The sequence below is a fragment of the Pseudomonas sp. GZD-222 genome (assembly GCF_049310525.1).
Lineage (GTDB): Bacteria > Pseudomonadota > Gammaproteobacteria > Pseudomonadales > Pseudomonadaceae > Aquipseudomonas.
In genome coordinates, this window is the sequence record NZ_JBMOWO010000151.1 from 23,211 (window position 1) to 34,604 (window position 11,394).

An 11,394-nucleotide genomic window follows, 5' to 3' on the forward strand; every position below is an offset into this window, starting at 1 on the left:
CCCAAGGCCTTTGCTGGCTGATGTCCACTTTGTGTCGCGGCTGCAGCTTTATTGCATGTTTGAAATATATGACCAAGGCCGCAGAATGGTTTTAGATACACACTTTTCACGCCCCACTGGACCTAACCGTGAGCAGACTGCTGATCGTCGATGACGATGTGGAAATTTGTGCCCTGCTGAAGAAGTTTTTTGTCATGCATGGCTACGAAGTCGACCTGGCCGCCAATGGCACAGCAATGTGGGCGGCTATCGAAAACCAGCGTCCGGACACCATCATCCTCGACCTGATGCTACCCGGCGAAAGCGGTCTGAACCTGTGCCAGAAGCTGCGCAGCAGCACCGGTATCCCGATCATCATGCTCACCGCCATGGATGAGCTGAGCGACCGCATTGTCGGCCTTGAACTGGGCGCCGATGACTATGTCGGCAAGCCTTTCGACGCTCGTGAACTGCTGGCCCGGCTGCGTGCCGTGCAGCGCCGGGCAGGCGAACAACTGCGCAGCTTGGGTGAAGAAACCCGTCCGCTGATCCGCTTCGACGACTGGCAACTGGATGTCACCCGCCGCGAACTGCGCACCCCGCAAGGGGTGATGGTGCCGTTGTCGGCCGGCGAGTTCGATTTGCTCCTGGTGTTTCTTGAGCACCCGCAGCGCATCCTTACCCGCGAGCAACTTATCGACCTGGCCAGAGGCCAGGGCCATGAGGCCTACGACCGTAGCATCGATGTGCAGGTCAGCCGCCTGCGGCGCAAGATCGAACCGGACAGCAAGCGCCCGGCGCTGATTCGCACGGTACGCAACGGCGGCTATCTGTTCGACGCCAAGGTCAGCCGCACATGATCCGCCTGGGCCTGCACCACGACGGCATCAGCCGGCGCATCGCACTGACCATCATCGCCGCCATGCTGATCTCGGTGGCGCTGAACATCCTCTTCGTGCAACTGGCCGGTGTCTGGGCGCGACCGCCCTTGAGCCATACCGGCTTGCTCGAACAGATCGCCGTGACCACGCGGATCCTGGATGCAGCGCCCGTTGCGCAGCGCGAGCAACTGGCCAACAGCGCGAGCAATCCGCAACTGCAAGTGCAGTGGAGCCCCCGGCGCGAAGCCCTCACCCTGCCCGGCCCCGGTGAGCTGATCGATCCTGACGCGGTTCCGGAATTGCAACAGCTGCTGGCCACACGCCCGCGCCTGCTTGAAGGCTTCCAGCCTTCCAACTGGCCCGACGGCGGCCCGGACGCACACTACAAGCTGGTCATTCAAATGGCCGACGGCAGCTGGCTGGCGTTCACCCCGCCGTACCGCAGCTGGGGCCTGAGTTCAGCGATGCGTTTCACCATCATCGGCATCCTCGCCCTGGTTGCTGCGGTGCTGGTGGCCTGGATCGGTACACGCCAGCTGGCCGGCCCGCTGCAGCGTTTCGCCCGTGCCGCGCGGCGTTTTGGCAGCGACCTGCGCGCCCCGCCGATTCGCCCGGAAGGCCCGTATGAACTGCGCCAGGCGATCACCGCGTTCAACACCATGCAGGCACAGATTCAGCACTTCATCGCTGAGCGCACGCAGATGCTGGCCGCCATTTCCCACGACCTGCGCGCGCCGCTGACACGCATGCGCCTGCGTGGCGAGTTCATTGAAGACGCCGAGCAACAGCGCAAGCTGTTCCGTGATGTCGATGAAATGCAGAGCATGATCAATGCGGCGCTGGGTTTCTTCCGCGACGAAACCCACCTGGAAACCACCACGCCGTTCGACCTCGCCGAACTGCTGCAGACCCTGGTCGATGATTACCGCGACCAGCAAATAGTTGTGGACTTCGAAGGACCGGCAAACCTGGTGTACCTCGGTCGGCCGCTAGGCTTGAAACGAGCCGTAACAAACTTGATAGAGAATGCCGTCAAATATGCTCAGGCACCGGCAATTCGCCTGAGCAGCAATGCCCACAGCCTGTTCATCGAAGTGCGCGATCACGGCCCGGGGATTCCGGATGCGGCCCTGGAAGAAGTGTTTGTGCCGTTCTTTCGCCTGGAAACCTCGCGCAATCGCGACACCGGCGGCGTCGGCCTGGGCTTGCCGTCGGCACGTACAGCGGTTCGCGAGCAAGGCGGCGAGCTGACCTTGCGTAATGCGCCTGGCGGCGGATTGCTGGCCCGCATCGAGTTGCCACGGTTCAATGACTGAGCGTAACAGGCGTTAACGTCCACTTAACGGCGGCCCCTTACATTAGGGACTCTTCCCTTCAGAACGTCGATTTTGGCTCACCTCGTGTGAGCCTTTTTTTTGGCTTTTTATAAAATTTCGAGGTCACAGGTTGGCGGAGCCAAGCTGACACCATTACGGGCAATCCCGCTTTTGATCTTGATCTTGATCTTCATACATGCAAGTACAGGCGCCGCGAACTGCGACTTCAGGAGGCTGAGTGGAGGTGCCTGTAGGGGCCAGTGCGCAGCACCTTCGGCGTAGCCGAAGAACGCGAGCCGTAGACTTGGCGCAGCAAGTCGTAGGCCGCGTGGCCCCGGAGGGTGCCGGAGCGAAGGGACCCGGAGCGCAGCGTAGGGCCGTATGCAGGAGCAAGCGGCTTTGCCTACTTTCCCCAAGAGGAAAGTAGGCCGCCGTAAGGGCGGAAGGGGCCGGCAGCGGCGCCACACCAAATGGATAAGCTCCCATCCGAGATCCAGTCCAGGTCACAACCCCTCACCCGGAAACAAAAAACCGAACTGATGGTCTGAGCCTGTACCCTCCCAACCGCTGTGCGGATCAAGGAACCACAGTGCTGAAACATCTGACCCGATTCGCCGTGATCACCACGGTACTGGCCACCGCTGGCTGCTACTACCACGACTACGACCGCGACGATCATCGCTGGGATCGCGACCATCGCTATTCCCGCGACTGGGACGACGACCGCGATGACCGCGACCATCGCAAGTACAACAAACGCTATCGCGACGACGACCGTTATCGTTACTACGACAATGACCGCCGCCGCGACCGGGATGACGATGACGATGACGATGACGATTAACCGTCTGTGGGAGCGGGCTTGACCCGCGATTGCGGAGTTACAGTCAGACCGCATCGCGGGGCAAGCCCGCTCCCACCGACAGCAGCGGCCTGGATCAGATTTCCCAGATCACGTTGACCGCTGCATAGCGCCCTGGCTGAGTCAGACGACCCAGGCTCGCGGATTCTTCATCGCGGCCCTGGACGTCACCCCAGTTCCAGTACTTCTTGTCGGTAACGTTGAACAAGCCGCCATTGATCGACACTTGCTCGGTGACCTGCCACCAGGCATTGAGGTCGAGTACGCCGTAGCCCGGGGTTTCGAACTGACGGTCGATCAGCAAGTCGGCGTCGCCGGTGTGGTCGACGCGGTCCTTGGCTTTGACCAGGGTCCAGGTCAACTGCCCGCCATAAATGCCACTCGGCGCATCGTAACCCAGGCCAATAACGGCCTTGAGCGGATCGACGCTATTGAGCGCCTGGCCCGACTCTTCATCCTTGCCACGGGCGTAGGCAATCGAACCCAGGGCACGGGTACCGGCAGGCATGAAGGCATCAAGCTTGATGTCACCTTTGGCTTCGGCGCCGCGGATGGTGACCTTGCCCAGGTTACGTGGCTGGAAGGTCAACAGGCCGGTGCCGTTAGGATCTGGCACGGTGTCGGTGGCAATGAAGTCTTTGTACTTGTTGTAGAACAGGGCGACACCGAAGCTGCCCAGGTCATAGCGGCCACGCAAGCCGAATTCGTAGCTGTCACTGGTTTCCGGTTTCAGGTCCGGGTTGCCGATCTGCTGGTACCCGAATTGCGGGTTGCTGAACTCACCGTACATATTCACCGGGCTTGGCGCGCGGAAGCCGGCAGCGTATTGGCCGTAGACGCTTTCATGCTCGGTCAGCTGATAGGTGACGGCGAATTTTGGCGAGATGTGATCGTCAGTGATGCGCGAGGGATCGGTTTCTGCCGGCAGCCCGTTGAGGAACTCGTCAGTGACGTGCGGGGTCTGGCGGTAGTAGTCGTAGCGCAAGCCCGGCAACAGGGTCCAGCGGCCGATTTCGATGCTGTCTTGGACGAACAGCCCCAGGGATTCGCTGGTCGGATCCGGGAAGTCGCTGACCGGGAAATTCTCGGTGGCCGGCACTGTCGCGCCGGTGTCCAGGCGAACTTCGCTACCTTTGCGCAGGTTGCTGGCTTCGATGCGTTTGAGCTCGGCACCGTAGATCATGTGGTGGCGGGTATCACCGACGGCGAACTGCTTGTCTGCCTGGGTGTTCAGGCTCCACAGACGCTCATCGTACTGCGAGTCGCGCGAACGCACGCGATTGACTCTGGTGGCGGTCTGGCGCTGCTGCAGGGTTTTCTGGCTGTTGTTGCTTTCCTGGTAGTTGAGCTGCCATTTCAGCTGGTCGGCCAGCAGGCTGTCCAGGCTCAGGGTGTGCTCCAGGCTGTAGCGGTCACGGTCAATGCTGTCTTTCGATTGCGAACCGAGAATCGCCGGGCTGGTGAACGTCGCCCGTGAGGTGATATCGCTCAGCAGGTTGCTGTTGGCGTCATCCTGGTAACGCTCATAGGTGAACTGCAGGCGGTTACCGTCACCGTAGTCCCAACCCAGCTTCGCCAGCAGGTTCTCGGTGGTGTAGTCGAGTGGGTTGGCTTCTTCACGCGCACTGCCAACGCCGCCGTTGCCGCCGAAGGTATCGGTCGACTGACCGTCACGGCGACCCAGGTGCAACAGGCCATCAACGCTGCCGGTGCGGCCGGCGAACGTGGCGCTGCGCTGCCAGCTGTCATCGCTGCCGTCATAGCCGGTCTTGAAGCGGGCGTAGGTGTCATCACCCTCTTCCAGGTAATCGGCAGCATCTTTGGTCAGGAAGCTGACCGCACCGCCAATGGCATCGCTGCCGTACAGCGAGGACGCCGGGCCACGGATGATTTCCACCTGCTTGATGGTGTCGAGGTCGACGTAGTTGCTGCGCACGTCCTGGAACGGGCTGAAGAAGTTGCTTTGCGGAACCCGCACACCATCGACCTGGGTCAACACGCGGTTGCCGTCGATACCGCGGATGTTGGCGCCCGACAGACCGAAGCGGTTGCCGGTGCCACTGACCGAAACGCCCGGCTCGTAACGCACCAGATCCTTGAGGTTCTTGTCGTTGTGCTGATCGATTTCCCGTTCGTCGTGCACCGACACCGTACTCGGCACCTGCAACAGGGTTTGCTCGGTGCGCGTAGCGGTCACGCTGATCGTATCGAACTGGGTAACGGGCTCGGCAGCCAGGGCCAGCGATGGCGAAAGCAGCAGCAAGGCAAGCCAGGAACGCTGGGGAAATGGCGGGCGGATCGACATCTAACTTAACTCCTGATGGTCAGCCGCGGTGCTTGCAGGTCGGCGATCGGGCGCTCCTGCGTTAACCGTCGGGGCTGACGGGGATATGTTTGATTTTGTTATGCGCTCAGTAATTGGCCCCTTATCTGTGAAGGGTGCGTCACCGAAATCGCTCCGTTGGCAGCGGCGGCGACAATAACCAGCTTGACTTACAAATGCAAATTATTACCATATGCATTCTTATTAATAAAAATAGTGCGTGCATGAAGCAACCTTGGGGCTATCTGGTACTGTCAGTTGCGCTGCATGCGGGCGCAGGCTGGCTGCTGCACTCGCTACGGGCACAGCCCGAGCCGATGACCTGGCAAGCGCCGCTGGCCATTCAACTGGTCAGCCTTGCAGCCGCCGCTGAGGCCGTACCGGCAGCACCCGCTCGCCCGCAAGCGGTAGCGCCGGCCGTAGCTCCCGCGCCGCCGAAAACACCCGTCGTGGCGAAGCCCGCGCCGACAGTCAGCAAACCGCTGCCAGCCCAAGCGCCTCCGGCCATCGTCAAATCAGCAGCGCCGCCACGCGTCGAACCGCGTCCCGGCCCGCCTGCCGTTGCGCCTGCAGCATCGCCGATAGCGCAAGCAGCAAGCCGACCAGCACCGGCAAATACCAACAGCCTCCCGCTTATGCCATCGGCTGCCCCGGTGCTCAGCCTGCGTCCCAATTTCGTCAGCCCTCCCCCGCCACCTCGCTATCCCTCGCAAGCCCGTCGCCGCAACCAGCAAGGGGTTGTCCGCGTCGAGGTGCGCCTGGATGAGCGTGGCAACCAGCTCAAGCTCACGTTGGTACGGTCTTCGGGTGTGCAAAGCCTTGATCAGGCCGCACTCGACGCCGTGACCCGGTGGCGCTTTCGCCCGGAAGTAATCGATGGCCGGGCCGTGCCCAGCCGCGTGGAAATACCAATAGAATTCGCCCTGACGGCGAACCGATGACCCTGAGGAGTTAAACCATGACTGCCCCTACTCTCGCCCTGACCGCCGGCCCTGCGCTGTATCAGCAGTGGCAACAACTACGCACCGAGCAAGCGGGCCTGCGTGCACGCGATGCCGCCAGCACGCTCGGGGTCAGCGAGGCCGAACTGACCGCCAGCCGCCTGGGTGTCGACACCGTGCGCCTGCGCCCGGAATGGAAAACCTTGCTGCCTGCGCTGGGCGAACTGGGTTACATCATGGCGCTGACCCGCAACGAGCACTGCGTCCACGAGCGCAAAGGCGTTTATCACGAAGTGACCATCATGGGCAGCGGCCAGATGGGCATGGTGTTGTCGCCGGACATCGACCTGCGCCTGTTCCTCAGCGGCTGGGCCAGCGTGTTCGCCGTCGACGAAGACACCGCACGCGGCCCTCAGCGCAGCATCCAGATCTTTGACCGCCAAGGCACAGCCGTGCACAAGGTGTTCCTCACCGCCACCAGCGAAGAGGCTGCCTGGGCACCACTGGTAGAACGCTTGCGTGCCGAAGAGCAAAGCGCTGATCTGGACCTGCAACCGCTGCCCGCTGCCAAAGCCCCGCGCGCCGACGCCGACGTCGACGCCGACAAGCTGCGCACTGAGTGGTCGCAACTTCAGGACACCCACGACTTCTTCGCCCTGCTCAAGCGCAATGATGTAGCGCGCACCCAGGCCTTGCGCCTGGCCGGTCATCAATGGGCCGAGCCGCTGGCCACCGTCGAGCTGACCAACCTTATTGAAGAAGCCGGCAAGCGCGAAGTGCCAATCATGGTGTTCGTCGGCAACCAGCACTGCATCCAGATCCACTCGGGTCCGGTCAGCAACCTGCGCTGGATGGACACCTGGTTCAACGTGCTCGACCCCGCATTCAACCTGCACCTGAAGACCACAGGCGTGACTGAACTGTGGCGTGTGCGCAAGCCAAGCGTTGATGGCATCGTCACCAGCTACGAAGGCTTCGATGCCAACGGCGAACTGGTCATCCAGCTGTTCGGTGTGCGCAAGCCAGGTGTGCCAGAGCGTGACGACTGGCGTACTCTGGCAGAATCCGCCCCCCTGATGACCGCCTGAGGAAACCCCTTGATGCGTAAGAAAATCCTCCTGGCCTGCGCTGGCGTGCTGTTCAGCCAGCTGGCCAGCGCCAGCGACACTTTGCCCCAGCGCTGGGTCAGCGCTGGCGGTGCCTTCAGCGAATGGGTCGTTGCCCTGGGCGGCGAAAGCAAGCTGGTCGGCGTCGACAGCACCAGCCAGTACCCGCGTTCGTTGCACAGCCTGCCCGGCATCGGCTACCAGCGTGCGCTGGCGGCCGAGGGCATTCTCGCCCTGCGTCCGGACATTCTGGTCGGCAGTAATGAAATGGGCCCGCCGCCGGTTCTCGAACAACTCAAGGCGTCGGGCGTGCGCATTGAGTTGCTATCGGCCAAGGCCGATGTGCCCACCTTGCAAAAAAACCTGACAACGCTGGGCCAGTTGCTGGGCCAGCAGTCTCAGGCGCAGGCTCTGCTGAACAACTACCAGCAGCGTCTGCAACAGCAGGCCGCCGTGGTCGAACAGGCTCGTCAGCAGCATCCGGCGCCACGGGTATTGCTGTTGCTCAGCCATTCCGGGGGCAACCTGCAAGTGGCGGGCAAGGACACCCTGGCGGCCTGGATGATCGAACAGGCCGGCGGCCAAAGCCTGGGTGCACACAATGGCTACAAGCCGGTGTCCAGCGAAGCCATGCTGGCCCTCGATCCGCAGGTGATTCTCTTGGCCGGTAGTCGTCTGCAAGGCGACGCAGCACGTACCGCGTTACTTGAGCAGAACCCGGTACTGGTGCAAACCCAGGCCGGTCGTGACGGCCGCGTGCTGGTGATCGACCCGACCCTGCTGGTCGGTGGCCTTGGCCCGCGGGTGCCGGATGCGCTGGCGATGCTGACCACAGCCTTCTATCCGCAAGTCAAGACGCTGAGCGCCGAGGCTGGCCAATGACGGCGATTGTCCGACCGCGGCCGATGCTGCTCGCTCTGGGACTGGTGTTGGTGTTGGTGGTCTGGCTGTCGCTGGCCCTTGGGCCGGTCAGCCTGCCCTTGGGCGAAACGCTGAAGGCCGGGTTACGTCTGATCGGCCTGCCGCTGGACGGCGACACCACGCAACAGGCGGACCTGATCCTCGGGCAGATTCGCATGCCACGCACCTTGCTCGGGGTTGCAGTCGGGGCGGTGCTGGCGTTGTCCGGGGTAGCCATGCAGGGGTTGTTCCGCAACCCCTTGGCCGACCCGGGCCTGGTCGGCGTATCGGGCGGGGCCGCACTCGGGGCGGCCATCGCCATCGTCGGCGGCAGCCTGGTCGGTGGCATGCCGCCGGCCATCGAGCCTTATGTGCTGTCGGTGTGCGCCTTTGCTGGCGGCCTGATCGTCACCTTTGTTGTGTATCGCTTCGGGCGCAGCAATGGCCAGACCAACGTCGCTACCATGTTACTGGCGGGTGTGGCGATGACCGCCATGGCCGGGGCCGGGGTCGGCCTGTTCACCTACCTGGCCGATGACGCCACCCTGCGCACCCTGACGTTCTGGAACCTGGGCAGCCTCAACGGTGCCAGTTACCAACGCCTGTGGCCGTTGTTGATTGTGGCTGTGGGAGTAGCCTTGTGGCTGCCGCGCCGCGCCGCCGCACTCAATGCATTGCTGCTGGGTGAGTCGGAGGCCCGTCACCTGGGCTTCGATGTCGAGCGAATCAAACTGGAGCTGGTGTTGTGTACCGCCTTGGGCGTCGGTGCCGCCGTTGCAGCGGCGGGGCTTATCGGTTTCATTGGCCTGGTGGTACCGCACCTGATGCGTCTGCTGGTTGGCCCGGATCATCGGGTGTTGCTGCCCGCCTCCTTGCTCGCTGGCGCAGGTCTGTTGCTGCTGGCTGACCTGATCGCGCGCTTGCTGCTGGCGCCCGCCGAATTGCCGATCGGCATCGTGACGGCTCTGATCGGTGCGCCATTCTTCCTCTTTTTGCTGGTACGGGGGCGCACCTGATGCTTGAAGCAGACAACCTGCTGGTACGCCGCGGCCAGCGCACCGTACTGGCCAACATTGGTATCCAGTTGCATCCCGGGCAAGTGCTCGGTGTGCTCGGCCCCAACGGCGCCGGTAAGAGCACCTTACTGGCGGCATTGTGTGGCGAGTTACCGATTACCGAGGGCCACGTCAGCCTGGACCAGCGCGCGCTTGCCGACTGGCCCGGCCAGGAGCGCGCCAAACGCCTCGCCGTACTGCCGCAGAGTTCCAGCTTGAACTTCGCTTTTTCGGTCAATGAAGTAGTCGGCATGGGGCGCCTGCCGCATGCCACTGGCCGCGTGCGTGACGCCGAAATCGTCAGCGAAGCGCTCGCCGCCGCCGATGCCATGCACCTTGCCGAACGTAGCTACCTGGCGCTGTCCGGTGGTGAGCGCCAACGCGTTCACCTGGCCCGGGTATTGGCCCAGCTATGGCCCGGTGCCGAGGGGCAGACGCTGTTGCTCGACGAACCGACTTCGATGCTCGACCCTCTGCACCAGCACACCATTTTGCAAGCGGTGCGCGACTTCGCCGAACGTGGCGCGGCGGTGTTGGTGATCCTGCATGACCTCAATCTGGCTGCACGTTACTGCGATCAACTGCTGTTGCTGCAAGACGGCCTGCCCCACGCCTACGGCCCACCGGCAGAAGTGCTGACCGCTGATGCGCTGGCGGCGGTGTATGGGTTACAGGTGCTGATTCACCAGCACCCGGAACGTGGCCACCCGTTGATCATCGCACGCTGAAAACACACCCCTCATCCTGCGGTGATCGAGGGGTCACTACTGAGCAAGGAATCCCGATGCGCCTGCTATTGATTTGCCTGGTCAGCCTGATGGCGGCCTGCCAGTCCCGAGACGTACTGCCACCACCGGCGCCCATCGCGCAACAAGGTCGTGACCATGCCGAACTGGGGGTGATCCGCGAACTGGCCACTGGCCGCACCTTGAGCCCGCAAGAGTTGGTTGAACGCCTGGCCACCGCACCTCGGGTGCTGGTCGGTGAACAACACGACAACCCCGACCACCATGCCCTGCAACTGTGGCTGCTGCGCGAACTGGCCAGCCAGCGGGCACAAGGCAGCCTGCTGATGGAGATGATCAATCCGGACCAGCAAGACAAGGTCAATGCCGCCCAGGCGGCGACCCGTGCCGGGCAACCGCCGAGCGACCCGTTCCAGGCGCTCGCCTGGCAGGCCAACTGGGACTGGAGCGTGTATGGCGCGCTGGTCACCTATGCCCTGCGTCAACCCTACCCGTTGCTTTCAGCCAACCTGAACCGCGCGCAGATCATGCAGATCTACAAGCAGCGTCCGGTGCTTGAGGGTACAGCGTCTACCCTCCCGCAGGTTCAAGCCACACTGCTCGATGATATCCGCGAGTCGCATTGCGGCTTGCTGCCCGAAACGCAGATGCCGGCCATGCTCGCCGTGCAACAACAGCGCGACCGGCGCATGGCCGAAAGCCTGCTGGCCGCCCCGGCGCCTGCGCTGTTGCTGGCCGGGGCCTTTCATGTGCGCAAGGATCTGGGGGTGCCGCTGCACCTGAGCGATCTGGGTGCGGGTGAAGGGAATCAGGTATTGATCCTGGCCGAGGTGGGCAAGACCGTGACGGCTGAAAGCGCTGATTATGTGTGGTACACGGCGGCACAGCCGGTGCAGGATCATTGCGCCAAACTTCGTCGTTGACTTGATACCAGTACCCCCTTTTGGGAGGTTCTTCATGGAATCCCGGGGTTCTTGGGTTGGGTTAGATTGGATGCTGTGGCTGTGAGCTTATCCATTTGCTGTGGCGCTGCTGCCAGCCCCTTCCGCCCTTACGGCGGCCTACTTTCCTCTTGGGGAAAGTAGGCAAAGCCGCCTGCTCCTGCATACGGCCCTACGCTACGCTCCGGGTCCCTTCGCTCCGGTGCCCTCCACTCAGCCTCCTGAAGTCGCAAAGTTACGGGCGGCGCCTGTGCTGACGCATCTTCGAAACCAGACGCTGGCGGAGCCAGGCTGATGCCATCGCGGGGCAAGCCCGCTCCCACCGGGTTAGCTGGTCTCCCGGT

10 protein-coding genes are annotated in these 11,394 nt (G+C 62.8%); 9 read left to right on the forward strand and 1 reads right to left on the reverse strand.

The window, feature by feature from the left end; all coding sequences use genetic code 11:
* Positions 1–128: 128 nt before the first annotated feature.
* The 3 genes from ACO6VD_RS27215 (at position 129) to ACO6VD_RS27225 (ending at position 3,020) form a co-directional block, all read left to right on the forward strand.
* On the forward strand, positions 129–839 hold the full coding sequence (locus ACO6VD_RS27215; protein ID WP_400170583.1) for a response regulator: 711 nt from the start codon (positions 129–131) through the stop codon (positions 837–839).
* Positions 836–2,176 carry an ATP-binding protein gene (locus ACO6VD_RS27220; RefSeq protein ID WP_422422911.1) on the forward strand — a complete coding sequence of 447 codons (1,341 nt, stop codon included), beginning with the start codon at positions 836–838 and terminating at the stop codon, positions 2,174–2,176. The genes ACO6VD_RS27215 and ACO6VD_RS27220 overlap by 4 nt, the downstream gene beginning before the upstream one ends.
* Before the next feature lie 589 nt (positions 2,177–2,765).
* Positions 2,766–3,020, forward strand: coding sequence for a hypothetical protein (locus ACO6VD_RS27225; protein WP_422422912.1), 255 nt, complete (start codon positions 2,766–2,768; stop codon positions 3,018–3,020).
* 94 nt (positions 3,021–3,114) lie between these two features.
* Here the strand turns inward: ACO6VD_RS27225 and ACO6VD_RS27230 are convergent, their stop codons facing one another.
* The gene (locus ACO6VD_RS27230) at positions 3,115–5,343 is read right to left on the reverse strand and encodes a TonB-dependent hemoglobin/transferrin/lactoferrin family receptor (protein WP_422422913.1); all 2,229 of its coding nucleotides are present in this window, start codon (positions 5,341–5,343) and stop codon (positions 3,115–3,117) included.
* 242 nt (positions 5,344–5,585) lie between these two features.
* Here ACO6VD_RS27230 and ACO6VD_RS27235 point away from each other — a divergent pair, with 242 nt between their 5' ends.
* Genes ACO6VD_RS27235 through ACO6VD_RS27260 form a run of 6 tightly spaced genes read left to right on the forward strand, consistent with a single transcriptional unit; the run spans position 5,586 to position 11,032 of the window.
* Positions 5,586–6,302, forward strand: coding sequence for an energy transducer TonB (locus ACO6VD_RS27235; protein ID WP_422422914.1), 717 nt, complete (start codon positions 5,586–5,588; stop codon positions 6,300–6,302).
* Positions 6,303–6,319: 17 nt separating this feature from the next.
* Positions 6,320–7,390: a hemin-degrading factor gene (locus tag ACO6VD_RS27240; RefSeq protein ID WP_422422915.1), complete on the forward strand. Its 1,071-nt coding sequence runs from the start codon at positions 6,320–6,322 to the stop codon at positions 7,388–7,390.
* A 12-nt stretch (positions 7,391–7,402) separates the two neighbouring features.
* Positions 7,403–8,290: a heme/hemin ABC transporter substrate-binding protein gene (locus ACO6VD_RS27245; protein WP_422422916.1), complete on the forward strand. Its 888-nt coding sequence runs from the start codon at positions 7,403–7,405 to the stop codon at positions 8,288–8,290.
* A gap of 50 nt (positions 8,291–8,340) precedes the next feature.
* Positions 8,341–9,324, forward strand: a complete 984-nt coding sequence (locus ACO6VD_RS27250; protein WP_422422919.1) for a FecCD family ABC transporter permease — start codon at positions 8,341–8,343, stop codon at positions 9,322–9,324.
* Positions 9,324–10,091, forward strand: a complete 768-nt coding sequence (locus ACO6VD_RS27255; RefSeq protein WP_422422917.1) for a heme ABC transporter ATP-binding protein — start codon at positions 9,324–9,326, stop codon at positions 10,089–10,091. The genes ACO6VD_RS27250 and ACO6VD_RS27255 overlap by 1 nt, the downstream gene beginning before the upstream one ends.
* Before the next feature lie 56 nt (positions 10,092–10,147).
* Positions 10,148–11,032: a ChaN family lipoprotein gene (locus tag ACO6VD_RS27260; RefSeq protein WP_422422918.1), complete on the forward strand. Its 885-nt coding sequence runs from the start codon at positions 10,148–10,150 to the stop codon at positions 11,030–11,032.
* The last annotated feature ends 362 nt before the right edge of the window (positions 11,033–11,394 follow it).

Bases quoted from the DNA above. Each gene is read 5' to 3' on its own strand.
- ACO6VD_RS27235 (WP_422422914.1), top strand. From the start codon at position 5,586: ATGAAGCAACCTTGGGGCTATCTGGTACTGTCAGTTGCGCTGCATGCG.
- ACO6VD_RS27220 (WP_422422911.1), top strand. From the start codon at position 836: ATGATCCGCCTGGGCCTGCACCACGACGGCATCAGCCGGCGCATCGCA.
- ACO6VD_RS27230 (WP_422422913.1), bottom strand. From the start codon at position 5,343: ATGTCGATCCGCCCGCCATTTCCCCAGCGTTCCTGGCTTGCCTTGCTG.
- ACO6VD_RS27260 (WP_422422918.1), top strand. From the start codon at position 10,148: ATGCGCCTGCTATTGATTTGCCTGGTCAGCCTGATGGCGGCCTGCCAG.
- ACO6VD_RS27245 (WP_422422916.1), top strand. From the start codon at position 7,403: ATGCGTAAGAAAATCCTCCTGGCCTGCGCTGGCGTGCTGTTCAGCCAG.
- ACO6VD_RS27240 (WP_422422915.1), top strand. From the start codon at position 6,320: ATGACTGCCCCTACTCTCGCCCTGACCGCCGGCCCTGCGCTGTATCAG.
- ACO6VD_RS27255 (WP_422422917.1), top strand. From the start codon at position 9,324: ATGCTTGAAGCAGACAACCTGCTGGTACGCCGCGGCCAGCGCACCGTA.